The sequence below is a fragment of the Acidovorax sp. Root217 genome, assembly GCF_001428645.1.
Classification (GTDB): Bacteria; Pseudomonadota; Gammaproteobacteria; order Burkholderiales; family Burkholderiaceae_C; genus Acidovorax.
On the sequence record NZ_LMIH01000006.1, the window covers coordinates 43,996 to 66,560 of the forward strand.

The following is a 22,565-nucleotide window of genomic DNA, read 5'->3' on the forward strand; positions in this document are numbered from 1 at the left end:
GTGGGGCCGGTAACACACTGTGATCCGAGGGGTTACCGAGTCAAGAATCCGTGCATGGCATTCCACCGCCCTGAGAAGCGAGCCTGTCGCAAAAGGCGCTGCGGGGCGCCACAATGGCACCCATGCTGACCCTTAACGACATCCAAGCCGCCGCCGCCCGCGTCCGGGGCCATGTGCTCGACACCCCGTGCGTCGAGTCCAAGACGCTCTCCCAGATCGTGGGCGCCCAGGTGTTCCTCAAGTTCGAGAACCTGCAGTTCACGGCCTCCTTCAAGGAGCGCGGGGCCTGCAACAAGCTGGTGCAGCTGAGCGCTGAAGAACAGGCACGCGGCGTGATCGCCATGAGCGCCGGCAACCATGCCCAGGGGGTGGCCTACCATGCGCAGCGCCTGGGGCTGCATGCGGTGATCGTGATGCCGCGCTTCACACCGGGCGTGAAGGTGCAGCGCACGCGCGGCTTCGGTGCCGAGGTCGTGCTGCACGGCGACACGCTCGAAGAAGCGCGCGCCCATGCCTACCAACTGGCCGAGCAGCGCAGCCTGACCTTCGTGCACCCCTACGACGACGAGGCCGTGGCTGCCGGCCAGGGCACGCTGGGGCTGGAGATGCTGGCGGCCGTGCCCGACCTCGACGCGCTGGTGATCGCGGTGGGCGGCGGCGGCCTGATCTCGGGCGTGGCCACCGCGGCCAAGGCGATCCGCCCGGACATCGAGATCATCGGCGTGCAGACCTCGCGCTTCCCGGCCATGGTCAACGCCATCCAGGGCACGCAGCACCCGCAAGGCACCTCGACCATCGCCGAAGGCATTGCCGTGGGCACGCCCGGCAAGATCACGCAGGAGATCATCCGGCGCCTGGTGGACGACCTGGTGCTGGTGGACGAAGGCGACATCGAGCAGGCGGTGCTGATGCTGCTGGAGATCGAAAAGACCCTGGTCGAGGGCGCCGGCGCCGCCGGCCTGGCGGCACTGGTGCGCTACCCCGAGCGCTTCAAGGGCAAGAAGGTGGGGCTGGTGCTGTGCGGGGGCAATATCGACCCGCTGCTGCTGGCGGCCATCATCGAGCGCGGCATGGTGCGCTCGGGCCGGCTGGCACGCGTCAAGGTCAGTGCGCGCGACATCCCGGGCGTGCTGGCACGCATCACGGCCATGGTGGCCGACACGGGCGCCAACATCGAGGAGGTGCACCACCAGCGCGCCTTCACCATGCTGGCCGCGCAGAATGTGGAGATCGAACTGGTGCTGCAGACGCGGGGCAAGGCCCATATCGAAGAGGTGCTGCAACACCTGCACGATGGGGGCATGGAAGCCGTGCTGATCTGATACGGATTTGCCTTCAACCGTATAACGTCGTTGGTTCGCCTTGCCGTGCTACAGCACTGTCTGCGGCTCCCGCCTAGTTATACGATCAAATGCAAATCCGTATGAGGGAGTTGGTCCTGCCTCCCACTCCGGCTAGAATTGCGCAAGTTTTAAGCATCTGGAGCCCCGCATGTCCGACCACAATACCCCCCACGCCCCTGAAGAGCATCCGGCCGACGCCGTGGAAAACGTGGTGCCGCTGATGCCCATCGTGCTGCCCGTGGTGGGCGGCATCATGATGTTTTTGCTGGCGTTCATCGCCGTGAACATGGCCTGATCGCCACGGAGCGCCCCACACGCGTCCATGGCAGCCCCGCGCAGCGGGGCTTTTTTTCGTCCTTTTTTCTTCAACCCCCAGGAGCTGCCCCATGAGACCCGGAAGCGCATTGGTTCTTTTCTCCGGTGGACAGGATTCCACCACCTGCCTGGCCTGGGCGCTCACGCACTTCGCCCATGTCGAGACCGTCGGCTTCGACTATGGCCAGCGCCACCACATCGAGCTCACGGCCCGCCAGACCGTCCTCGCGGCCGTGCGCGAGCGCTTTCCGCAATGGGCTGGCCGGCTCGGCGAGGACCACATGCTCGACCTGGCGGTGCTGGGCCGCATCAGCGACACGGCGCTGACCAGCGAGACCGAGATCCAGATGACCGCCGCCGGCCTGCCCAACACTTTCGTGCCCGGGCGCAACCTGCTGTTCTTCAACCTGGCGGCCGCCGTGGGCTACCGGCGCGGGCTGCACACCCTGGTGGGCGGCATGTGCGAGACGGACTTCTCAGGCTACCCGGACTGCCGCGACGACACGCTGAAGGCGCTGCAGGTGGCCGTGTCGCTGGGCATGGGCCAGCGCTTCACCTTCGAGACCCCGCTGATGTGGCTGGACAAGGCCGACACCTGGCAAATGGCGAAGGACCTGGGCGGGCAGGCGCTGGTGGACGTGGTGCTGGAGCAATCGCACACCTGCTACCACGGTGTGCGCGGCGAGCGCCATGCCTGGGGCTACGGCTGCGGCACCTGCCCGGCCTGCGCCCTGCGCAAGGCCGGCTACGAGCGCTGGGTAGGCTCGACTGGCGCCTGAAGCACCCATTTGAAAGACATAACCCCATGCAATTTTTGCATGGATTTAGACCCTGTCTGACAGACAAGCGGGCGGTAGATTCATAAAATCGACATCCCAGCCGACCCGCGGAATCCGTGGAATCCGTCCTCCACCCCGTGGGGATGACCCGCGCCCCGCCCGCCGACTGAGCAAGAAAGCCGTTTTTTCAAAGGCAGCGCTCAGCATCCGCACCTGCGCCAGGCCTTTCGCCCCGGGTCCCGGGACGCTCCCTTTGAAAAGACTGTTTTTCAACTTAGGAAGCTCCCGATGAACGCACCCACCATGCAGGGCCTGAATCTCAACGCCCCCTCGCACGTCAAGAATGCCCGGCTGATCGCCTGGGTGGCCGACATGGCCGCCCTGTGCAAGCCCGACAGCATTTACTGGTGCGATGGCAGCAAGGAAGAGTACGACCGCCTGTGCCAGCAACTGGTCGATGCCGGCACCTTCCAGAAGCTCAATCCCGCCAAGCGCCCCGGCAGCTTCCTGGCCTGCTCGGACCCGACCGACGTGGCCCGCGTGGAAGACCGCACCTACATCTGCTCGGCCGCCAAGGAAGACGCCGGCCCGACCAACAACTGGATGGCGCCGGCCGAGATGCGCACCACGCTGCAGCCGCTGTTCGATGGCTGCATGAAGGGCCGCACCATGTACGTGGTGCCGTTCAGCATGGGCCCGCTGGGCTCGCCGATTGCGCACGTGGGCATCGAGCTGTCCGACAGCCCCTATGTGGCCGTGAACATGAAGATCATGACCCGCATGGGCAAGGCTGTGTACGACGTGCTGGGCGTGGACGGTGATTTCGTGCCCTGCGTGCACACCGTGGGCGCCCCCCTGGCCGCCGGCCAGGCCGACGTGAAGTGGCCCTGCAACAAGACCAAGTACATCGTGCACTACCCCGAGACGCGCGAGATCTGGAGCTACGGCTCGGGCTACGGCGGCAATGCGCTGCTGGGCAAGAAGTGCTTCGCTCTGCGCATCGCCTCCACCATGGGCCGTGACCAGGGTTGGCTGGCCGAGCACATGCTGATCCTGGGCGTGACCAACCCCGAAGGCCAGAAGTACCACGTGGCCGCCGCCTTCCCCAGCGCCTGCGGCAAGACCAATTTCTCGATGCTGGTGCCGCCGGATGCCTTCGACGGCTGGAAGGTCACCACCATCGGCGACGACATCGCCTGGATCAAGCCCCAGGCCGATGGCAGCCTGCGTGCCATCAACCCCGAGGCTGGCTACTTCGGCGTGGCTCCCGGCACCAACACACTGACCAACCCCAACTGCATGGCCAGCCTGGACAAGGACGTGATCTTCACCAACGTCGCCCTGACCGATGACGGCGACGTCTGGTGGGAAGGCATGGAAAAGGACACCGGCGGCCTGCCCGCCCACCTGATCGACTGGCAAGGCAACGACTGGACACCCGAGATCGCCAAACAGACCGGCGCCAAGGCCGCCCACCCCAACGCCCGCTTCACCGTGGCCGCCACCAACAACCCCGCGCTCGACCCCGCCTGGGACGACCCCAAGGGCGTGAAGATCAACGCCTTCATCTTCGGTGGCCGCCGTTCGACCACGGTGCCGCTGGTGACCGAGGCACGCAACTGGACCGAAGGCGTCTACATGGCCGCCACCATGGGCTCCGAAACCACGGCTGCCGCCGCCGGCCAGCAGGGCGTGGTGCGCCGCGACCCGTTCGCGATGCTGCCCTTCATGGGCTACAACATGAGCGACTACTTCCAGCACTGGCTGACGCTGGGCGAGAAGCTGGCCGCGTCGGGCGCCACCCTGCCCCGCATCTACACCACCAACTGGTTCCGCAAGGACGAGGCCGGCAAGTTCGTCTGGCCCGGCTACGGCGAGAACATGCGCGTGCTCAAGTGGATGATCGACCGCCTGGAAGGCAAGGCCACGGGCGAGCAGACCATGTTCGGCGTGGCCCCTGCCTACGCCGAGATCAACTGGACGGGCCTGGATTTCAGCGCTGCCCAGTTCAACACCGTGACCAGCATCGACAAGGCCGCCTGGGCCGAAGAGCTCAAGCTCCACACGACGCACTTCGAGCAGTTGGCCTACCACCTGCCCCAAGCCCTGCTGGACACCAAGGCTGCCATCGAAAAGCGCCTGGCTGCCTGATGGCATTTCTGGTGCCTGGCTTGCCGGCACCATAAAAAAGCCGCCCCGACTGCAAGGTCCGGGCGGCTTTTTCACGGCAGGCGCTTTGGCGAAGTGTTGGCAGGGTGGTTGGCGAGAAACCCAGAAGCAACAAAAAAGCCGTGGCACAGGCCACGGCTTGAATGTATTGCGAGGGTAGCCAGACCGGTCGCGCGCGGCGACCGGCGGGCTGACCGCTCAGTTGTACCCGCGGATGTCGTTCAACGTGGGCACACCCATGGCATGGTTCAGCTCGGCCATGATGCGCGGGTCGCGGATGGCGACTTGCCAGGTGCGCTGGTCTTCGGCCGCCCGGCGATTGCTTTCGACCCAGCGGGCGAAGCCGGCACGCAGCGAAGCGGCGGCACGGCGGGCAGGTACGGACAGCAGGGCCAGCGCGGCGAATGCCACCAGCCACAGCACCATCCAGGCGGCCAGCAAGTGGCCTTCGCTCCAGGTGTCGATCACCTGGTTGGCGACCACCAGCAGGGCGGAGACGACGGCTGCCAGCAGCAGGGAGGACGCGCCACGGGCGCTGTCGAAGCTGGCTGCGATGCCCTTGATGGCAGCGGCAGCGTTTTGGGCGCGGATCACGCCAGAGTGTTCGGTAGGATAGTCAACGTGTGCAAAATTGGTCATTTCGGTTCCCTTTATCAGCGCTTTTGGCGACATTGCCGGGCGAGTGAGTGAATCTTAGGGTTTACCCCATGTGTTATCAAGTTTATATCTTGAATCACTGCCATTCACGGCAGTGATGTACTGTAGATGCAGCCCCGCCAGCAACAAAAAAGCCGTGGCATGCCACGGCTTTGCAGCGCAAAAGCTAACCGACTCAGTAGTACTTGCGGATGTCGCTCATCCCATGGTTCAGTTCGGCCATGATGCGCGGATCGCGCAGAGCGACCTGCCAAGTGCGGCTGTCTTCGGCGGCGTGGCGGCGGCTTTCGGCCCAGCTGGAAGCAGCGGCGCGCAGGGCCAGACCGGCACGGCGGGCCGGTGCGGACAGCAGGGCGAGGGCAGCGAACGCCACCAGCCAGAGCACGACCCAGGCCGACAGCAGGTGGCCGTCGGTCCAGCGATCAACCACCTGGTTGGCCAGCACCAGCAAGGCGGAGACCACGGCGGCCAGCACCAGGGAGGCAGCGCCACGGGCACTGTCGAAGCCTGCGGCGATGCCCTTGAGGGCAGCCGCAGCCTTTTCGGCGCGGATCACGCCAGGGTGTTCGGTTGGATAGTCCACGTGTACAAAATTGGTCATTTCGGTTCCCCTATCGAGCGCTTTTGGCGACATTGCCGGGCGATGTCGCAATACTAGGGTTTACCCTTTAGTCTTTCAAATTTATATGTTGAATCATTGGTATTCACATTGGTGATGATTTGAAACCATGTCCAGCCGCCTGAACTTCCGCTCCCTCGACCTGAACCTGCTCAGGGTCTTTGACGAGGTCATGGCCGAGCGCAGCCTGACCAAGGCGGCGCACAAGCTGTCGCTGACCCAGCCAGCCGTGAGCAACGCCATGCGCCGCCTGCGCGAGGTGCTCGGCGACGACTTGGTGGTGCGCAGCGGCCAGGGGGTGGAGCCCACGCCCCGGGCACTGGCCCTGTGGCCCCCCATTCGCGATGCGCTCACGCAGTTGCAGGAATCGCTGGCACCCGGCCGCTTCGACCCGGCCACGGCCGAATCCACCTTCGTGCTGGCCATGGCCGATGCCACGGGTGCGACCCTGGTGCCCGGCCTGGTGGAGATTCTGGAGAGCGAGGCGCCCGGTGTCGCGGTGCGGGTGGTGCCCTTGACGACGCGCGACCCGCGCCGGCTGCTGGAGGAAGAGGCAGCCGACATGGCCGTGGGCTACTTCCCCGCCGTGCTGGCCGACCTCACTGCGCGCGAGCAGTCGGGCGGCATGGTGTCGTTCGAGAGCCGGCGGCTGTACGACAGCGAATACATGTGCGTGATGCGCCAGGGCCACCCGCTGGCCGATGCGCCCCTCACGCTGGATGCCTACTGCGAGGCACGCCACATGCTGGTGAGCTTTTCGGGCCGGCCCTTCGGCTTCATCGACGAGGCGCTGGCATCGCTCGGGCGGCGCCGGCGGGTGGTGCTCACGGTGAACCAGTTCTTCACAGCGGGCCGCGTGGTCTCGGGTTCGGACATGCTGACCGTTCTGCCGCGCCACTTCGTACCGGTGACCGGTATCGCGGATGCCCTGGTGCAGCGCAACCTGCCCTTCGACGTGCCGCCCGTGCACGTGGACGCACTGTGGCGCCGCAACAGCACGCAGGAGGCGGCCATGGGCTGGCTGCTATCGGCGCTGGCGCGTTCGGCACGGCGCGCGTTTCCGCAGGGGGAGCCCGGCCATTCGGCTGGCAAGACCCCTTAGACTGCACAGCCCATGAAAATCCAGATCCTGTCCGACCTGCACCTCGAAGCCAACCCCGATTTCATGCCCGAGCCCGCACCGGGCGGCGACCTGCTGGTGCTGGCCGGTGACATCGGCTCCTACCAGGACGGGGGCCGCATGCAGGACGAGGACTTTGGCCTGGCGCGTTTTTCGCCGCTGCCGCAGTTCGCCGGCTGGCCTACGCCGGTGCTGTTCGTCCCGGGCAACCATGAGTACGACGCGCTCGACTTCGACACCGCCCACGCGCGCCTGCGCGCCACCTGTGAGCGCCTGGGCATCCGCATGCTGGAGCGCGAGACGCTGGTGATGGACAGCGTGCGCTTCGTGGCCACCACCCTGTGGGCGGACTACGACGCGCTGGCGGACAATGCGCAGGTGACAGATCTCGCCCGGCGCCTGAAGCTGCGCGAAAAGGCCTTTCGCGCGGCCAACCACTACCTGCGCAAGACCGGCGGCACCAAGGACGGCGAGCCCTTCCTGGCCGAGCCCATGCGCGAGCTGGCGCTGGTGTGCACAGAGTGGCTGCGCGAAGCACTGGCCACGCCCTTCGACGGCACCACGGTGGCCATCACCCACTTTGCGCCGAGCCTGCGCAGCGCCGACCCGCGCTACGGCGTGGTGCCGGGTACGGCCGGCTTTTGCAATGTGCTCGATGAGCTGCTGCCCCATGCGCAGGTATGGATCCACGGTCACCTGCATGCGCCGAGCGACTACACGGTGCAGGGCACGCGGGCCGATGGCAGCCCCTTTGCATGCCGGGTGGTGGCCAACCCGCTGGGTTATGCCCGCAATGGAGAACAGGAAACCTTCCGGCCCCGTTACTATGTAACCGTATGATGGCCTGCACGGGCTACCCACCCGTGCAGCGCAGGAAGAAAACCTGACACAGGTCAAGACAACAATCGCCGGCGCCCCTTACCCTGGCCACTCTGGTCTGGCCATTCCAACAAGGAGAACTCGCATGAACATCCTGCTCGCTGTCGACGGCAGCGCCTTTACCAAGAAAATGCTCGCCTACCTGGCTGCGCACGAGGAACTGCTGGGCCCCAAGCACAACTACACGGTGCTTACCGTGCAGGCGCCCCTGCCCGCCCGCGCCCGTTCGGCCCTGGGCAAGGAAGCCGTGGACACCTACCACGCCGAGGAAGCCGACAAGATCCTGGCCCCGGTGCTCAAGTTCATCTCCCGCCAGGGCGTGCAGGCCAAGACCATCGTCAAGGTCGGTCAGGTCGGTGAAACCATTGCCAAGGTGGCGGACTCCGGCCGATACGACCTGTTGGTGATGGGCTCGCACGGCCATGGTGCGCTCGCTACCCTGGTCATGGGCTCCGTCACGACGCAGGTGCTGGCGCACTGCAAGGTGCCGGTGTTGCTGGTGCGCTGAGTTGGCGGCGGCATGCGCCGCCCCCTCATGCAAAACGCCCGGAATGCCGGGCGTTTTCGCGTGCAGTCACCACCACTTCACCTCGAGACCAGCCCATCGAAGCAGGTGCGCAGCACCAGGTCCACGATCTCGGCGTCGGAATACTGGCCGCCTTCTTTCAGGAAGGTCACGACCGGGTCGCAGGCGCGTGCATACAGGGTGTACAGCACCACCAGCGGGGGCAGCGTGGGGTTGATCACGCCCTGCGCCTGGGCTTGCACGATCCACTCGCCGATCTGGTCGCTCACGGTGACCAGGCCGTCGAGGTAATCCTTGTCGGCCATGAGCACGGCGCGCAGCGTGGAGTTGCGGCTGGGCAGCAGCGGCATTTCGTTGGTCAGCAGGCGCTCCAGCGACCAGCGCACCAGGGCGCGCAGCTTCTCGTGCGCTGGCAGCTCGGCCGGAAGCGCGCTCAGGTAGGTACGCACCCGCGCGAGGATCTGCACCATGGCGGCACTGCACAGCTCTTCCTTGCTGCAGAAGTGCTTGTACAGGCTGGCCTTGGCGATGCCCACCGCATTGGCGACATCGTCCATGGTCATGGCGTCGAAGGCCTTTTCACCCAGCAGGCGACAGGCCGACTGGAGGATCGCGCCCTCCCGAGCCTGATGCATCTGCTCCTTGAAGGACACTTTGGGTTGTAGCGTGGTGGTGGACATGGACCCCATCTTATACATTGCAGTAAAAAAATAAATGACAAAGTTGCAATACAACTACGCCGTTCACGTTTTAGTCTGCAGGAATCGTGCCGCCCCACTGCGGGGAGTGCCATTTCGTGCGGGTTACCCCCTGTTGACTGCTTTTACAGCCCCGGGCTTGTAGTTCACGGCTGGGTCAGCGTTTTTGCAGCCGTGGCCGTGAGCGCGGCGGTCAGGGCATCGAGCACCACCGACTCCAGGTTCCAGCAGTGCCAGTACAGCTGGATGGGCAGGGCATGGCCGGGAGCGAGGTCGACCATGCTGCCGTCTGCAATGGGCCCGCGCGCAAGCAACTCGGGCACCACACCCACGGCCCAGCCAGCGGCGACGGCGCGCATCTGGCCCTCGGTGCTGGGCACGAACAGGTGGTTGAGCGCCACGCGCTTGAGCCCGAAGGTGCGCGCCACGAACTCGGCCGCCATGTCGTCCTTGCGGTTGAACGACAGAAAGGACACCTCGCGGAAATTGTGCGGCGTAAGCCCATGGGGCAGATGCTTCTCGGCAAACGCGGCGGACGCCACGGCCACGTAGCGCATGGCACCGAGCGGCACCATCTTGCAGCCGCGCAGCGCCTGCTTGAGGGTGGTGACGCAGCCCAGCACCTGGCCCGAGCGCAGCCACTCCTGCGTGAAGTCCTGGTCGTCGACGATGATTTCCAGCGGCAGGCGCTGGCCCACCAGCTCGTGCAGCGCGCCCATGGCCCAGGTGGCGATGCTGTCGGCATTGATGGCGATCGAGATGCGCTCGTCCTCGCGCGTGGCGCCGGGGGCGCTGGGGGCCAGCTCCTGCAGGTCGCGCTCCAGGTCGGCGCGCAAGAGGCGCATCTGCTTGGTGTGCTTGAGCAGCAACTGCCCCGCCGAGGTCGGCCGCAGCGGCCGGCTGCGCACGATGAGCACCGAGCCCACCTGGGCCTCCAGCGCACGCAGGCGCTGGGAGACAGCCGACTGCGTGACGTTCAGGCGCTGGGCGGCGCGCTCGAAACCGCCCTCTTCGACGATGGCGGCAAGGCATTCGAGGGCGGCGGGGTCGTAGGTGCTCATGGCTGGGATCTCGGCAAACGGGTGCAAGGGTGGCCTTGTGGGCACTGCTTGCATTAGACAGACTGATGCGTTTGGATTGAGTTTAATTTTGCTTTTAGTAGAACGCAATGTGGATCACACTGCCATCCATGAAAACCATCATCCTGGGCGCCGGCATCATCGGCATCAGCACCGCGTGGCACCTGTTGGAGCGCGGCCACGAGGTCGTCGTGGTCGACCGCCAGCCCGATGCGGCGCTGGAGACCAGTTTCGCCAACGCCGGCCAGATCTCGGTGAGCTACTGCGAGCCCTGGGCCAACCGCGATGCACCGCTGAAAGCGCTCAAGTGGATGTTCGACAAGGAGGCGCCGCTGCTGTTCCGCCCCCAGCTCGACTGGGAGCAGTGGCGCTGGGGCCTGAAGTTCCTGGCCCAGTGCAATGACAGGGCCTTCGAGCGCAATGTGCAGCAGATCGTGGCGCTGGGCGCCTACAGCCATGCCGCGCTCAAGGACCTGGTGGCCACCACCGGCATCGACTACAACCGGCTCGAACGCGGCATTGCCCACTTCTACACCGACCAAAAATCCTTCGACGATGCCGGCCACGCGGTGGAGCTGATGCGCAAGCATGGTGTGCAGCGTCGCCTGGTGAGCAAGGAAGAGCTGCTGCAGATTGAGCCGGCATTCAAGGCCTATGGCGATCACATCACCGGCGGCACCTATACCAGCACCGACGAGAGCGGCGACGCCCGGGTGTTCACCCAGGCCCTGGCCAAACGCTGCGCGGAGCGCGGCGTGCAGTTCCTGTACGGGCACGACGTGCTGCGCCTGAACAAGATCGGCGACACCATCGATTCGGTGGCCGTCATGGCCCGCAGTGGCGCGAATGGCCTCAAGAAGGACTTCCTGCTCCAGGCCGATGCGGTCGTGGTGGCCTGCGGCTCCTACAGTGCGCCGCTGCTGCGCACGGTGGGCGTGGACCTGCCGATCTACCCCGGCAAGGGCTACAGCGCGACCTTCCCGCTGCTGCGCCCCGAGGCGGCGCCCTCGGTTTCCACCATCGACGACGGCCGCAAGATCGCCATGAGCCGCCTGGGCAATGTGCTGCGCGTGGCCGGCACCATCGAGCTGGGCGGCTACGACCTGTCGCTCGACTCGCCGGTCGCCAAGGCCCGCTGCCACATGCTGTCGCGCCGCATCGAGGAAATTTTGCCCGGTGTGTGCGACACACGCACGCCCGAACAGGGCGGCAACCCGCAGTACTGGACGGGCCTGCGCCCCGCCACCCCGACCAACATTCCCTTCATCGGCCGCACCCGCGTGGGCAAGCTGTGGGTGAACGCCGGCCACGGCACGCTGGGCTGGACGCATGGCGCGGGCTCGGGCAAGGCGCTGGCCGAGCTGATCAGCGGCGAGCAGCCGGCAATGCACTTCGGCTTTCTGGGCGAGCAAGCGGCGCGGCCGCGCAGGGCCACGCTGGCCACGTCCTGACCCCCAGGCGGCAGCTGTGTCAGGGCCTGGGTTCCGTGCCCAGAGCCTCGGGCCAGTGCTCGCCCATCCAGCGCAGCAGATCGCGCCACATGGAGCGCACCTCGGAATCTGCCGGCATGTTCAGCGCATGCGGCAGCTCAATGGTGACCACCGGCATGCCCCGGTGCACACCGCCGTAGTTTCCCAGCGAGCCCGGGAAGATGCCCACCTGGTCCAGCCACAGGCGGCCCAGCCGCTCGGGCGGCGACAGCGGGCCGTCGAAATCGAGCACGCCGTAGGGCGCATGGATGCTTACGATCAGGTGCGGCCGGAAAGCCGCCATCTGCGCGTGCAGGAACTGCGACTCGGGTTCGGACAGCGGTGACTTGCCGGGGAAGCGCCGAGGGTCGCGTTTGGTGCGCTTGTCCCAGTAGAGGGGCGCATCCTTCTCCCAGCCGGGGGTGGGGAAGTTGCGGTTCAGGTCCACGCCACGGCCATTGGTGCGCGTGGCCGGCTTGGCCAGCAGGCCATCGGGGTTGAGCACCGGGATGAAGCGCCAGTGCACGGGCCGCTCGGTCTGCTCGGCGAAGGCGATCCAGCGCAGGGCCAGCGCCGCAGCCGTGAGTTCATCGCCATGGATGGCGCCGGCAATCAGCACGCGCAGCGGTGCATCGGCAGCACCCCGCACCACCGGCGCAGGCACGTCGCGCCAAAACAGGGGCACGCCATGGGCCGACACGGAGCCGCTGGGCGTGAGCAGTGCCTCCTCGCACTGCGTGCGCGAAACCGAAGGCAGCCGCTGCAGGAACAGCGCGCACGCCCTGGGTCCGCTGGGTTCTGCCGCCACGGGGGCAGCCGCCACCACGGGCGCTGGCACCACGGCATCTGCCGCCGGCAGGCTGGCGGCATTCCGTGCTGCGGTGACCAGGGTCGTCTGTGCGGGCGTGGGCCGCTGGGCGCTCGCTCCACGCTCCACCCCGCTGCGCGGCGCCATCCACAGGCCCCCTGCGGCCAAGGCCACGAGCAAGGTACCCGCCAGCGCCGGGCCCCACCAGCCCGGTGCGGGCGACGCAACGGAAGAACCCGAACGGCCTTGTGTCAATGCAGAACCCGCGAGGAAGCCAGGAAATCCGCCAGCGCGCCATCAAAACCGTCGGGGTCTTCGAGTTGCGGCCAGTGGCCCGCATGCGGCAGGCTCAGGTGGCGCGCATCGGGCAGCACATGGGCCAGGGCCTGCAGGGCAGCGGGCGGCGTGCAGCGGTCCTGCGCGCCGCCGATGATCAGCGCCGGCATGTGCAGCCGGCCCAGCACGCCGGCACTGCGGTCGAAGGTGGAGAGCGCCTGCAGCGCGCGCCGGTAGGAACCTCGGTACACCTGTGACAGGGCATGGGTGGCCAGGCGCACGCCTTCGGGCAGCGCGCCGCTGCCGATGAACTGTGGAACCACGGCCTGGGCCAGCGATTCCATGCTGTCCTGTGCGGCATCGAGGGCCTTCAGCCGGGGCTCCACCCAGTCCGCCATCGCCTGCGCATCCAGCGCGGGGCCACCGGCGCACAGCACCATGCGGCGCACCAGGGCGCTCTGGCGCACGGCCACCTCCAGCGCCACCATGGCGCCCATGCCGTGGCCGACCAAGGTGACGGGGCCGCACTGCAACGCATCGATCAGCGCCATGCAGGCTTCGGCCAGGCCCTTGAAGCCATAGGGTTCGATGGGGGCGCTGTTGCCATAGCCGGGCATGTCCCAGGCCACGGCCCGGTAGCCCAGGCTGGCCAGGGCTTCGACCTGGGGCGCAAAGGTCAGGTGGCCACCATCGGCGTCGTGCAGCATGAGCACGGTATGCCCGCTGCCCAGGGTGGAGAAATGGGGGAGAAGTGCCATGGGTATCCTGCGCAATCCCTGCCATGGCAAGGGTCGGTTCATGATAGCCGAGGTGTTTTTAACCCCGGACGGCGGTCAGGACATCCACGCCCCAGGCCCCGCATGCGCGACACCTGCAGCGCCCCCGGCCGCAACAGGGCCGTGGCATGCAGCCCATAATGGCCCCCTGCCCTTTTTCGGCCCCTGCGCCTGCCCTTTGTGAACCGCCCCCTGCCCCGCCCTGCCCTTGCCCGGCCCCCGAGCTTCTCCGCCCGCGAGTTCCGCGATGCGCTGGGCATGTTTGCCACCGGCGTCACCATCGTCACGGCGCGCAACGAGGACGGCACGCTGGTAGGGCTCACGGCCAGCTCGTTCAACTCTGTCTCGCTGGACCCGCCGCTGGTGCTGTGGAGCCTGTCGCGCGGCGCCAGCACCATGCCCACCTTTGCCAACGGCGCGCACTACGCGATCAACGTGCTGGCCGCAGACCAGAAGTCGCTGGCCGAGCGCTTTGCCACACGCGGCATCGACCGCTGGGCGGGCGTGGAACACCATGCCGGCATCAACGGCGCCCCGGTGCTCGATGGCGCGGCCGCCAGCTTCGAGTGCTTCAACCGCAGCCGCTATGAAGAGGGCGACCACCTGATCTTCGTGGGCGAGGTCGAGCGCTGCAGCCACCGTGCCGGTGTGCCCCCGCTGCTGTACCACGGCGGGCGCTTTTACACCGAGCATCCGCTGTAGACCGCTGGTGTGCCACAAGCCCACGCATCCCGCTGCGGCATGCGCCGGGGTTTTGACATGCACGGCGAAGCTGGAAGAATGGCCGGATCGCTTCCGGCCGCACCAGGCACCAACCCATGCCTGAGGGCGCTGCCGGGCCCGCCCTGCCTGCACTGGAGCCCCATGTCACTGCCCCGTCGCCTTCTCGCCTCCTGTCTCATCGGCCTGGTCCTGGCCACATCCGCCCAGGCGGCTCCACCGCGCAACATGGTCAGCGTGGCCAAGCCCGAGATCAACCTGCGCGCTGGTGCCGGGACCCGGCATCCAGCGTTGTTCACGCTGGGACGGGGCTTTCCACTGGAAGTCATCGGGCGCAGCGGCAACTGGCTGAAGGTGCGCGATTTCGAAAGAGACACCGGCTGGGTCCACCGCCCTCTGGTGGGCAAGACGCCCCACCACATCGTCAAGAGCCCCCGTGCCAACATCCGCAGTGCCCCGAGCACGCGCAGCCGGGTGCTGGGGACGGCGGAGAACGGCGAGGTGCTGCGCACCCTGGAGCGGCGCAGCGAGTGGGTCAAGGTCCAGCAGGACGGCGGCCCCAGGGGTTGGGTGGCCGGCCGCCTACTGTGGGGCTGGTGAGCGCCGAATGCAGGTGCGCAGCATCAACACGGGCAGTGCCCGGCGCCTGAAGGTGGGAGAGCGCAGCGTGCTCACCGCCATCGGCAAGCACCCGGTCGAGGGCCCCGTGGCCGTGCACCGCCTGGGCCTTGAGGGCGACGAGCAGTCCGACCCGAGCGTGCATGGCGGCCTGGACAAGGCCGTGTATGCCTACCCCGCCGCACACTACGCGTTCTGGCAGGCGCAGCGCCGCGAGCATGGTGTGAGCCTGTTCGATGAAGTGTTGCCTGCGGGCTTCGCGGGCGAGAACCTGACCGTGGACGGGCCGCTGGAGCACGAGATCTTCGTGGGCGACACCCTGCACTTCCCCGATTGCGTGCTGCGCGTGACCGCACCGCGCGAGCCCTGCTTCAAGTTCAACGCGGTGATGGGCTTTGCCCAGGCCAGCCGCGCGATGGCGCTGGCGGGCTGCTGCGGCTACTACCTGGCGGTGGACGAACCCGGCAGCATCGCCGCCGGCCAGCGCGCCACACTGGTGCCCGGCCGGCGCTCGCTGGGCATTGCGCAGGCCTTCGCGGCCAAGTTCGCAAAGCATTCGCGCTGACGCTGCAAGGCGCTTGCACGCTACACGGCCCGGCCGTGCGGCGGCTCCACCAGTTGCCGCGCCTGCTCCTGCAATTGCGGGAAGACCTTGCCCACCAGCGCCAGCTGAGCGGCCATGAGGCTGCGGGCCGGAGCGTGGGGCGGCGCGCTGCCGGTGGGGCCGAACTCCTGCAGCACCTGTGCCACGGCCGGCGCTGCAGGCGCTTTGCCGGTTCGCGCACCACTGGCCTGCTGGGCCTGCTCCAGCTTTTCAGCCAGTTGCTGCAGCGACAGCAGCAGGGCGCTGGCCATCTCCTCGTCTGCCGCGTCCATATCCGCCCCGGCCCCCCCGCGCTGCGCACCCAGGGCCGAGAGGTAATTGAGCTGGGTGTGCGACAGGCGCAGGAAGTTGGCCACCACCTCCACGTTGCCGCGCACGCTGCGCGGCTCCTTGAGCATGGCGCTGTAGGAGTTGGACAGCGCGGCATCGGCATTGTGCGCATTGCGCCTCGCCAGGCGATATTCCAGGTGGTCGCGCTTGCCGCCGTGGTACTGCGCCAGGATGGCGCGCAGATACAGGGCCTGGGTCTGCAGCACCTGGGCCGCCAGCCGCGGCCACTGGCGCGACTGCCAGTGCGGCAGCACCAGCCAGGAGGCAGCGGCCGCGATCAGGCAGCCGGCGGCGGTGTCCAGCAGGCGCGCCAGGATCACGCCCTGGGCCATGCCCATCTGGTGAAAACCGAGCAGCAGCAAGGTGGTGACCGCAGCCGTGGCCAGCACGTAGCGGGTGTGCCGCGCGCCGAAGAACACCGCACCGGCGAACACCAGCAGCGCGGCCTGCACCAGCGCCCCCGGAAACAGCTGGATCGCCGCCCAGCCCATGGCCAGGCCGATGGCTGTGCCCTTGGCGCGCTGCAGGAGCCGCGTCTGCGTGGCCGCGTACTGCGGCTGGCTCACGAAGACGATGGTCAGCAGGATCCAGTAGCCGTGCGGGTCGCTGGTGGCCTGCATGAGGGCAAAGCCCGCCAGCAGCGACAGGGCCAGGCGCACGCTGTGCCGCAGCCAGGGCGACTGCGCATGCAGCTGGGCGCGCACCCGGCCCCAGGCATCGCCCAGGCTGCGCGGCTCGCGGTCGAACAGGACGTGGTCGACGCCGCCCTCGGCGGCGGCGCCGCCCAGGGCGGTCGCGAACACCGCGGCCATGGCCGCCAGGTTGTGGCCCAGGGCATGCAGTGAGCGCAGGGGCCGGGCCATGGAGGCCGCCCCCTGCGTGCCAACGAGGTCAGCGGCAATGCCATCCTGGTGCGCGATGGCGGCCTGCAGGTCCTCGATGGCGCGGGAGGTCATGCCCCCGTGCTGCGGGAGCGATTGCTGCTGGATGGCCAGCGACAGCTTGAGCGATTGCTCACCCAGCAGCGTGAGCACGCGCTGGCAGCGGTACAGCACGTCGCTGTGGAAGAACGCCGTGGCCAGCAGGTCGTAGTGCTCGTGCGAGGAGCTCACGCGCTCGTGCACGTCCTGCGCGGCCAGGTACTGGTGCATGGCGGTCTGCAGCCAGGCGGGTGGCTGGCCCCGACCCATGCGGCTCATGAGGCTTTCCTTGGCGGCATTGAGGGCGTCCACCACGCGCCCGTTGTGCAGGGCCAGCGCCATGCGCCGGCGCTCCAGGTCCACGTCGCGCACGGGCTCCAGCAGCAGGGCCTTCAGGCGCAGGTACTCCCCCAGCACCGCATACAGCCGGGCCAGGCGAAAGCGCACCGGCGCGCGCGGCATGGCCCAGGCCCAGGCCACCGACACCAGGCCATACCAGGCGGCGCCCGCCAGCATCAGCGGCGTCGCCTGCGCGGCCCCGGCACGGCTGGTGTGGGCGGCCAGGGCCGCATAGATGAACAGCACCAGCGAGCCGAAGGCAATGGCACGGTAGCGTTCGCCGAGTGCGCCCAGCAGGGTGAAGGCCAGGGCCGACAGCGCCAGCACCCCCATCAGCGCCCAGGGCCAGGCCACCGTGGCCCACACCGCCAGGGCCATCAGGCCAAAGCAGCCCAGCGCCAGCAGCTGCGCGCGCAGGCGGCCACGCCAGCTGTCGTCGGTTTCTGTCAGGGCGCTGGCGATCACGCCCAGCAGCACCGGCATCAGCTCGGCCTGCCAGCCGGCCCACCAGCCCCAGGCCAGCACGGCGGCCAGCGCGCAGAAGGCCCGCGCCCCGCGCGTGACACCTTCATGGTTGCGTGCGCGCTGCCAGCTGGATTTCCAGGATTCGTCCACGGGACTGCCTCACATTAGGGATTACCCTAATATTAAGCAATAAATCGGCCAGAAGGCTGTTCAGGCCGCACCGTGGCAGCACACGCACAGCTTGTTGCCATCGGGATCGCGGAAATACGCCCCGTAGTAATTCGCGTGGTATTGGGGGCGCAGACCGGGCGGGCCTTCGCAGCTGCCGCCATGGCGCAAGGCCAGGGCATGGACTTCGTCCACGGTGGTGCGGTCGATGGCCAGCAGCGCGTTCATGGCGCCGTTGCCGGGGCTGGCGGCCTGGCCGTCGAACGGGCGGCCGATGAGGAACAGCGGGCGCGCAACGCCGGGCATCTGCCACCCGGCCCAGGGCACCCCGGGCTCGCAAAAGCGCTGCACCAGGCCCAGGCGCTCCAGCACCGGGCCATAGAAGGCCAGGGCGCGCCCGAAATCGTTCACGCCGATATGGACATGGGACAGCATGCGCCGATCTCCTCCTCAAGAATGCTCGCCGCACGACAGCGGCGCGAGACCTCAGCGCACGGTGTCGGGCAGCTCGATCTTGACCTCGAGCACTTCCAGGTTGTCCTGGCGTTCCAGGTGCACCTTGAGGTCTTCGGGGTTGATCTTCACGTACTTGGAGATCACGGCCACCAGTTCGCGCTGCAGCGCGGGCAGGTAGTCGGGCTCGGAGGCGTTGCGGCCGTTGCGTTCGTGCGCCAGGATGATCTGCAGACGCTCCTTGGCAACGCTGGCCGTCTTCTTCTTTTCACCAAGAAGAAAGGAAAGGAAGGATGCCATGGCTTACTTGCTCCCGAACAGGCGTTTGAAGAAGCCGGGCTTCTCCGCGTCGATGAAGCGCAGGGGCTTGTCGGTCTGGCCGAGGAAACGATCGATCACGTCCTTGTAGGCTTCCGAGACGTCGCTGCCCTGCGAATGGATGGCGGGCGTGCCCTGGTTGGACGACTGCAGCACCACCTCGGATTCGGGGATCACGCCGATGAGCTTGATGCGCAGGATGTCCTGGATGTCTTCGAGCGAGAGCATCTGCCCGTCTTCGACGCGGCTCGGGTTGTAGCGCGTAATGAGCAGATGCTCCTTGATCGGCTCGCCGCCCTCGATGGCGCGTTTGGTCTTGCTGCCCAGCATGCCCAGGATGCGGTCGGAGTCGCGCACCGAAGAGACTTCGGGGTTGGTGACCAGCAAGGCCTCGTCGGCGAAGTGCATGGCCATGAGGGCGCCGCTTTCGATGCCGGCAGGCGAATCGCAGACGATGTACTCGAAGCCCATTTCGGCGAGGTCCTTGAGGATCTTTTCCACGCCGTCCTGCTTGAGAGCGTCCTTGTCGCGCGTCTGGCTGGCGGCCAGCACGAACAGGTTATCGCACTGCTTGTCCTTGATGAGGGCCTGGTTCAGGTTGGCCTCGCCCTGGATCACGTTGATGAGGTCGTACACCACGCGGCGCTCGCAGCCCATGATCAGGTCCAGGTTGCGCAGGCCGACGTCAAAGTCGATCACGGCAGTCTTGTGCCCGCGCATGGCGAGGCCGGAGGCAAAGCTGGCGCTGGTGGTGGTCTTGCCCACACCACCCTTGCCGGAGGTCACGACGACGATTTTGGCCATGGGTTTATTGAATCTCTCTGGGGTTGATACGAACGGGATTGCGCAGCGGCTCGATGAAGAGCTTTTCGCCTTCCAGGCGCACCTGGGCCGGCCTGCCCGCGACGTCGTCGGGCAGTGCGGTCTCCGTCGTGCGGTAGATGCCTGCGATGGAGACCAGCTGCGGCTCCATGCAGGTGGAAAAGATGCGTGCTTCGGTGTTGCCGCGCGCGCCAGCGATGGCGCGCCCGCGCAGCGGGGCGTAGACGTGGATGTTGCCATCGGCAATCACCTCGGCGCCAAAGCTGACCATAGCCAGCACCACCAGGTCGGCGCCGCGCGCATAGACCTGCTGGCCCGAGCGCAGCGGCTTGTCGATGACCATGGTGCCGGGGCCGGCCACCGGCACTTCGCGTACCACCTCGATCTCGTGCACCACCTCGCGGATGACTTCCTGCACCTGGACCGGCGCCTCGGGCTCCGGTTCGGGGGCTGCGGCCGCCTCGGCACGGGCCGGGGGCGCATCGGGCACGGCCGCCAGGCCCACGGCGCGCGCGGCGTCCATCTGGGCGGCGCTGCCACCGCGCACGGCCACGGGCAGGGTGCGGTGTTCGCGCAGCACGGCGACGATGGCGGCGAAATCGATGGTTTCCTCGGACTCGCGCACCAGGGCCAGGTCGATCAGCACCGGATCGTTGTCGAAAAAGCCCGGGGCGTCGGCCACGCGCTCGACCAGATCGGCAGCGAACTGCGTGGCATCGGTGGTCTTGAGCAGCACGGCCACGACGGACAGCGATGCGCTCTTGAGGTCGAAGCGGGTGCGGGCCTGGGCCGCCGTGGAAAAGGCCATGAAATGGGAGGTTGGTAGAAGAAGCGCGCAAAAACAGGTAAAGAAGCCGCAAAGTGTACCGTGGGCCCGCAAATGCCCTGTCTCGGAGCGTATCAGGCCCGCGCCAGGCAGCGGCCTGCAGTGCTGGCGCACCCCTTCCATAATCGACCGATGTCCATTGCCCGCAAAACCCACCTCGACTCCCTGGCCGTCGGCCTGTTGCTCGCCTGCTGCATGTTCTGGGGCTTCCAGCAGGTGCTGGTCAAGGCCACGGTGGCCGAGGTGGCCCCGGTGTTCCAGGCCTTCGTGCGCTTCGTGCTGGCCGCCCTGGCCGTGGCCGCATGGTGCCTGTGGCGCGGCGTGCCCCTGTCCAGCCGCAGTGAACCCGCAGGCGCCCTGCGCGCCGGGCTGCTGGCCGGGGCCCTGTTCGCGGGCGAGTTCGCCTGCATCTATGTGGGCCTGCAGTACACCAGCGCCTCGCGGCTCACGGTGTTCCTGTACGGCGCACCGTTCTGGGTGGCGCTGCTGTTGCCGCACTTCATTCCCGGCGAGCGGCTGCGCGGCTGGCAGTGGCTGGGCCTGGCCGCGGCCTTCGTGGGCGTGGGGCTGGCCCTGGGCGACGGCATGGTCGGATCGGCGAATGCCGCCATGCCCCAGGCCTGGCTAGGCGACCTGCTGGGCGTGGCCGCCGGCCTGATGTGGGCGCTGACCACGGTGGTCATCCGCACCACGCCGCTGGCGCGCGTGGCCCCGGCCAAGCAGCTCTTTTACCAGGTGGGCGTGAGCGCCGCCGTGCTGCCCCTGCTGTCCCTGGCGCTGGGCGAGACCTGGGCCTGGCACTTCAGCGCCTTTGCCTGGGGCTCGCTGCTGGTGCAGGCCCTGGTAGGCGCCTTCGTGAGCTACCTGGCCTGGATGTGGATGCTGGCCCACTACCCGGCCACGCGCATCTCGGTGTTCGTGTTCCTGACCCCGGTCTTCGCGCTGCTGTTCGGCGCCTGGTGGCTGGGCGAGCCGGTGACCCCGGGGCTGGTGGTGGCCCTGGCCTTGGTGGCGGCGGGCATCGTGCTGGTGAATCGCAAGCCGGCTGCAGCCTAAAACGGCCCTATCCACGCACGCCCAGATAGAGGTGGGCAAGCAAAGAAGACGCGGCGAGCGCCAGGCCCAGGCGCACGATAAGCCAGCGAAAAGCGTCGTACTCCACGGCATCGCTGCGCCGACCCGGGCCCTGCACAACCACAGACACCAAGACCAGCACCGCGCAGACCAGAGCCCCAAGCATGAGCAGCAATGGGCCACCGTTCAGCACGGCCAGGGTCCTGAAACGGCCCGCAGGCAGCGGCAGCGCCCCAGTGAATGTGGCCACCGCTGCGACGCCTGCCAAGTACAGGGCCAGACGGGTGCTGAAAGCGCGTCTATCCCCGTCCACATCCAGGTCGCTAGCTTGCTGAACCGGTTTTTCCCTGGCGGACTTCTTCGCCATAAGCGAGTCGAATTGGTCTGCGCGTCAGAATTTAGGAATACGGATGCGGCTGATCATCAATGAGCCGGAAACCGCAAACAGCAGCACCAGCGGATGCAGCGTGAAACCGCCGACCAGCACCTTGCCGAACCACAGGTTCTCGCCCAGCGCGCCCATGTAGCCGGCCAGGGCCAGCAGGGCCACCAGCACGATGGAGGTGGGGATGGGCGTGCCCTCGAAGTACCGGACCTTGCCGTCGTCGCCCGAGAGCGTTTCGGCCGTGACGTTGTAGCGCGCCAGGCGCGAGACGCCGCAGGCCACGAAGTAGGCCAGCACCACGCGGTCGTACAGGCCCTGCATGCCGCAGCCATAGGCCATGATGGCGGGCGCCACGCCGAACGAGATCACGTCGGCCAGTGAGTCGAGCTCGCGCCCCATGGCCGAGCTCTTCTGGCGCCAGCGCGCGATGCGGCCGTCCAGCACGTCGAAGATCAGTGCCGCCAGCACCAGGGCGGCGGCAAAGTAGACGTGCAGCACATCCCCGGTCGCCAGGTAGGTCATGGCCGAGAACAGCGCACCGACGCCGCACACCGCGTTGCCCAGCGTGAACCAGTCGGCCAGGTGGAACTCGCGGATCATCGAAAAGCGCTTGGGATAGGGTTGGGGAGTGGTCATGTCGGGAGCGCTCCGGTCGCGCCTGGGGAAGTGGTGACGCCACATTATGGGCGGCTGCGCGCGCCGTTTCCTGTAGGCACATGACCCGCGCGGGCGAGGATGCAGTGTGCACCGCCGCGCCCACCTGCCAGCGCACCCTCGCAAGTGGGCGCAGTCCATCCCTTCTGACTGTCAAATTTTTTTGAACAGAGTGTCCATGTATTTAGAGGATTGTCAAAAAATCGGCGCGCACCAACAATGGCCTCTCCACCTGTTTTTCAGGATGGACCCGATTTGCCAGGAGACAACACCATGCACACTGCCGGGAGCGCACAGTCGCCCTGCCCCACCCTTGTCGCTGCGGGCCGGGGGGCCTGCGCATGACGACTGCCATC

25 protein-coding genes are annotated in these 22,565 nt (G+C 67.3%); 12 read left to right on the plus strand and 13 right to left on the minus strand.

What is annotated here, in order from left to right; genetic code table 11:
• Positions 1-122: 122 nt before the first annotated feature.
• From ASE31_RS04230 to ASE31_RS04240, 4 genes are all read left to right on the plus strand, one after another.
• The gene (locus tag ASE31_RS04230; protein ID WP_057200782.1) at positions 123-1,322 is read left to right on the plus strand and encodes a threonine ammonia-lyase; all 1,200 of its coding nucleotides are present in this window, start codon (positions 123-125) and stop codon (positions 1,320-1,322) included.
• A gap of 169 nt (positions 1,323-1,491) precedes the next feature.
• On the plus strand, positions 1,492-1,638 hold the full coding sequence (locus ASE31_RS32175; protein WP_007860492.1) for a hypothetical protein: 147 nt from the start codon (positions 1,492-1,494) through the stop codon (positions 1,636-1,638).
• A 91-nt stretch (positions 1,639-1,729) separates the two neighbouring features.
• Positions 1,730-2,437: a 7-cyano-7-deazaguanine synthase QueC gene (gene queC / locus ASE31_RS04235; RefSeq protein ID WP_057200302.1), complete on the plus strand. Its 708-nt coding sequence runs from the start codon at positions 1,730-1,732 to the stop codon at positions 2,435-2,437.
• 288 nt (positions 2,438-2,725) lie between these two features.
• Positions 2,726-4,588 carry a phosphoenolpyruvate carboxykinase (GTP) gene (locus ASE31_RS04240; protein ID WP_057200303.1) on the plus strand — a complete coding sequence of 621 codons (1,863 nt, stop codon included), beginning with the start codon at positions 2,726-2,728 and terminating at the stop codon, positions 4,586-4,588.
• Between the two features lie 216 nt (positions 4,589-4,804).
• Here ASE31_RS04240 and ASE31_RS04245 read toward each other — a convergent pair whose 3' ends face one another.
• Together ASE31_RS04245 and ASE31_RS04250 are read right to left on the minus strand one after the other, a co-directional pair.
• Complete coding sequence (locus ASE31_RS04245) at positions 4,805-5,245, minus strand: hypothetical protein (protein ID WP_057200304.1); 441 nt, start codon at positions 5,243-5,245, stop codon at positions 4,805-4,807.
• A gap of 193 nt (positions 5,246-5,438) precedes the next feature.
• A complete protein-coding gene (locus tag ASE31_RS04250) occupies positions 5,439-5,864 on the minus strand; it encodes a hypothetical protein (RefSeq protein WP_057200305.1) in 426 nt (141 codons plus the stop codon).
• 127 nt (positions 5,865-5,991) lie between these two features.
• Between ASE31_RS04250 and ASE31_RS04255 the strand changes: the two genes are divergently transcribed.
• The 3 genes from ASE31_RS04255 to ASE31_RS04265 all read left to right on the plus strand — a co-directional run bounded on the left by ASE31_RS04255 (position 5,992) and on the right by ASE31_RS04265 (position 8,389).
• Positions 5,992-6,984: a LysR family transcriptional regulator gene (locus tag ASE31_RS04255; protein ID WP_057200306.1), complete on the plus strand. Its 993-nt coding sequence runs from the start codon at positions 5,992-5,994 to the stop codon at positions 6,982-6,984.
• 12 nt (positions 6,985-6,996) lie between these two features.
• On the plus strand, positions 6,997-7,842 hold the full coding sequence (locus tag ASE31_RS04260) for a metallophosphoesterase (protein WP_057200307.1): 846 nt from the start codon (positions 6,997-6,999) through the stop codon (positions 7,840-7,842).
• A gap of 124 nt (positions 7,843-7,966) precedes the next feature.
• Positions 7,967-8,389 carry a universal stress protein gene (locus ASE31_RS04265; protein WP_057200308.1) on the plus strand — a complete coding sequence of 141 codons (423 nt, stop codon included), beginning with the start codon at positions 7,967-7,969 and terminating at the stop codon, positions 8,387-8,389.
• A gap of 77 nt (positions 8,390-8,466) precedes the next feature.
• On the opposite strand, the gene ASE31_RS04270 is transcribed toward ASE31_RS04265, so the two are convergent.
• Positions 8,467-9,087 (minus strand): TetR/AcrR family transcriptional regulator, encoded by a 621-nt coding sequence (locus tag ASE31_RS04270; RefSeq protein WP_235514256.1) that lies wholly within the window; start codon positions 9,085-9,087, stop codon positions 8,467-8,469.
• A gap of 164 nt (positions 9,088-9,251) precedes the next feature.
• Positions 9,252-10,166, minus strand: coding sequence for a LysR family transcriptional regulator ArgP (locus tag ASE31_RS04275; protein ID WP_057200783.1), 915 nt, complete (start codon positions 10,164-10,166; stop codon positions 9,252-9,254).
• A gap of 128 nt (positions 10,167-10,294) precedes the next feature.
• Between ASE31_RS04275 and ASE31_RS04280 the strand changes: the two genes are divergently transcribed.
• Entirely contained in the window at positions 10,295-11,635 is a 1,341-nt protein-coding gene (locus ASE31_RS04280; protein WP_057200784.1) for a D-amino acid dehydrogenase, read from the plus strand.
• 19 nt (positions 11,636-11,654) lie between these two features.
• On the opposite strand, the gene ASE31_RS04285 is transcribed toward ASE31_RS04280, so the two are convergent.
• Together ASE31_RS04285 and ASE31_RS04290 are read right to left on the minus strand one after the other, a co-directional pair.
• The gene (locus tag ASE31_RS04285; RefSeq protein WP_235514261.1) at positions 11,655-12,716 is read right to left on the minus strand and encodes a M14 family zinc carboxypeptidase; all 1,062 of its coding nucleotides are present in this window, start codon (positions 12,714-12,716) and stop codon (positions 11,655-11,657) included.
• The gene (locus tag ASE31_RS04290) at positions 12,713-13,495 is read right to left on the minus strand and encodes an alpha/beta fold hydrolase (RefSeq protein WP_057200311.1); all 783 of its coding nucleotides are present in this window, start codon (positions 13,493-13,495) and stop codon (positions 12,713-12,715) included. Before ASE31_RS04290 ends, ASE31_RS04285 begins: the two co-directional genes overlap by 4 nt.
• A 198-nt stretch (positions 13,496-13,693) precedes the next feature.
• On the opposite strand from ASE31_RS04290, the gene ASE31_RS04295 reads away from it, so the two are divergent.
• The 3 genes from ASE31_RS04295 (at position 13,694) to ASE31_RS04305 (ending at position 15,416) form a co-directional block, all read left to right on the plus strand.
• A complete protein-coding gene (locus tag ASE31_RS04295) occupies positions 13,694-14,215 on the plus strand; it encodes a flavin reductase family protein (RefSeq protein WP_057200312.1) in 522 nt (173 codons plus the stop codon).
• 162 nt (positions 14,216-14,377) lie between these two features.
• On the plus strand, positions 14,378-14,833 hold the full coding sequence (locus ASE31_RS04300; RefSeq protein ID WP_057200313.1) for an SH3 domain-containing protein: 456 nt from the start codon (positions 14,378-14,380) through the stop codon (positions 14,831-14,833).
• 7 nt (positions 14,834-14,840) lie between these two features.
• Positions 14,841-15,416: an MOSC domain-containing protein gene (locus tag ASE31_RS04305; RefSeq protein ID WP_057200314.1), complete on the plus strand. Its 576-nt coding sequence runs from the start codon at positions 14,841-14,843 to the stop codon at positions 15,414-15,416.
• A 20-nt stretch (positions 15,417-15,436) separates the two neighbouring features.
• On the opposite strand, the gene yccS is transcribed toward ASE31_RS04305, so the two are convergent.
• From yccS to minC, 5 genes are read right to left on the minus strand one after another with little or no spacing between them, the layout of a single operon-like run.
• Complete coding sequence (gene yccS / locus ASE31_RS04310) at positions 15,437-17,659, minus strand: YccS family putative transporter (protein ID WP_057200315.1); 2,223 nt, start codon at positions 17,657-17,659, stop codon at positions 15,437-15,439.
• Between the two features lie 60 nt (positions 17,660-17,719).
• Positions 17,720-18,112, minus strand: coding sequence for a VOC family protein (locus ASE31_RS04315; protein ID WP_057200316.1), 393 nt, complete (start codon positions 18,110-18,112; stop codon positions 17,720-17,722).
• Between the two features lie 51 nt (positions 18,113-18,163).
• Positions 18,164-18,430 (minus strand): cell division topological specificity factor MinE, encoded by a 267-nt coding sequence (gene minE / locus ASE31_RS04320; RefSeq protein WP_056163087.1) that lies wholly within the window; start codon positions 18,428-18,430, stop codon positions 18,164-18,166.
• Positions 18,431-18,433: 3 nt separating this feature from the next.
• A complete protein-coding gene (gene minD, locus ASE31_RS04325) occupies positions 18,434-19,252 on the minus strand; it encodes a septum site-determining protein MinD (protein WP_057200317.1) in 819 nt (272 codons plus the stop codon).
• Positions 19,253-19,256: 4 nt separating this feature from the next.
• A complete protein-coding gene (gene minC, locus ASE31_RS04330) occupies positions 19,257-20,078 on the minus strand; it encodes a septum site-determining protein MinC (protein WP_057200318.1) in 822 nt (273 codons plus the stop codon).
• A 150-nt stretch (positions 20,079-20,228) separates the two neighbouring features.
• Between minC and ASE31_RS04335 the strand changes: the two genes are divergently transcribed.
• Positions 20,229-21,152 carry a DMT family transporter gene (locus tag ASE31_RS04335; RefSeq protein WP_057200319.1) on the plus strand — a complete coding sequence of 308 codons (924 nt, stop codon included), beginning with the start codon at positions 20,229-20,231 and terminating at the stop codon, positions 21,150-21,152.
• Between the two features lie 7 nt (positions 21,153-21,159).
• On the opposite strand, the gene ASE31_RS04340 is transcribed toward ASE31_RS04335, so the two are convergent.
• Together ASE31_RS04340 and pssA are read right to left on the minus strand one after the other, a co-directional pair.
• Positions 21,160-21,537, minus strand: a complete 378-nt coding sequence (locus tag ASE31_RS04340) for a hypothetical protein (protein ID WP_057200320.1) — start codon at positions 21,535-21,537, stop codon at positions 21,160-21,162.
• 24 nt (positions 21,538-21,561) lie between these two features.
• Positions 21,562-22,191: a CDP-diacylglycerol--serine O-phosphatidyltransferase gene (gene pssA, locus ASE31_RS04345; RefSeq protein ID WP_057200321.1), complete on the minus strand. Its 630-nt coding sequence runs from the start codon at positions 22,189-22,191 to the stop codon at positions 21,562-21,564.
• Positions 22,192-22,565 lie beyond the last annotated feature (374 nt).

Coding starts and splice junctions, on each gene's coding strand:
- ASE31_RS04230 (WP_057200782.1), top strand. CDS start 123: ATGCTGACCCTTAACGACATCCAAGCCGCCGCCGCCCGCGTCCGGGGC.
- ASE31_RS32175 (WP_007860492.1), top strand. CDS start 1,492: ATGTCCGACCACAATACCCCCCACGCCCCTGAAGAGCATCCGGCCGAC.
- queC (WP_057200302.1), top strand. CDS start 1,730: ATGAGACCCGGAAGCGCATTGGTTCTTTTCTCCGGTGGACAGGATTCC.
- ASE31_RS04240 (WP_057200303.1), top strand. CDS start 2,726: ATGAACGCACCCACCATGCAGGGCCTGAATCTCAACGCCCCCTCGCAC.
- ASE31_RS04245 (WP_057200304.1), bottom strand. CDS start 5,245: ATGACCAATTTTGCACACGTTGACTATCCTACCGAACACTCTGGCGTG.
- ASE31_RS04250 (WP_057200305.1), bottom strand. CDS start 5,864: ATGACCAATTTTGTACACGTGGACTATCCAACCGAACACCCTGGCGTG.
- ASE31_RS04255 (WP_057200306.1), top strand. CDS start 5,992: ATGTCCAGCCGCCTGAACTTCCGCTCCCTCGACCTGAACCTGCTCAGG.
- ASE31_RS04260 (WP_057200307.1), top strand. CDS start 6,997: ATGAAAATCCAGATCCTGTCCGACCTGCACCTCGAAGCCAACCCCGAT.
- ASE31_RS04265 (WP_057200308.1), top strand. CDS start 7,967: ATGAACATCCTGCTCGCTGTCGACGGCAGCGCCTTTACCAAGAAAATG.
- ASE31_RS04270 (WP_235514256.1), bottom strand. CDS start 9,087: ATGTCCACCACCACGCTACAACCCAAAGTGTCCTTCAAGGAGCAGATG.
- ASE31_RS04275 (WP_057200783.1), bottom strand. CDS start 10,166: ATGAGCACCTACGACCCCGCCGCCCTCGAATGCCTTGCCGCCATCGTC.
- ASE31_RS04280 (WP_057200784.1), top strand. CDS start 10,295: ATGAAAACCATCATCCTGGGCGCCGGCATCATCGGCATCAGCACCGCG.
- ASE31_RS04290 (WP_057200311.1), bottom strand. CDS start 13,495: ATGGCACTTCTCCCCCATTTCTCCACCCTGGGCAGCGGGCATACCGTG.
- ASE31_RS04300 (WP_057200313.1), top strand. CDS start 14,378: ATGTCACTGCCCCGTCGCCTTCTCGCCTCCTGTCTCATCGGCCTGGTC.
- ASE31_RS04305 (WP_057200314.1), top strand. CDS start 14,841: ATGCAGGTGCGCAGCATCAACACGGGCAGTGCCCGGCGCCTGAAGGTG.
- ASE31_RS04315 (WP_057200316.1), bottom strand. CDS start 18,112: ATGCTGTCCCATGTCCATATCGGCGTGAACGATTTCGGGCGCGCCCTG.
- minE (WP_056163087.1), bottom strand. CDS start 18,430: ATGGCATCCTTCCTTTCCTTTCTTCTTGGTGAAAAGAAGAAGACGGCC.
- minD (WP_057200317.1), bottom strand. CDS start 19,252: ATGGCCAAAATCGTCGTCGTGACCTCCGGCAAGGGTGGTGTGGGCAAG.
- minC (WP_057200318.1), bottom strand. CDS start 20,078: ATGGCCTTTTCCACGGCGGCCCAGGCCCGCACCCGCTTCGACCTCAAG.
- ASE31_RS04335 (WP_057200319.1), top strand. CDS start 20,229: ATGTCCATTGCCCGCAAAACCCACCTCGACTCCCTGGCCGTCGGCCTG.
- ASE31_RS04340 (WP_057200320.1), bottom strand. CDS start 21,537: ATGGCGAAGAAGTCCGCCAGGGAAAAACCGGTTCAGCAAGCTAGCGAC.
- pssA (WP_057200321.1), bottom strand. CDS start 22,191: ATGACCACTCCCCAACCCTATCCCAAGCGCTTTTCGATGATCCGCGAG.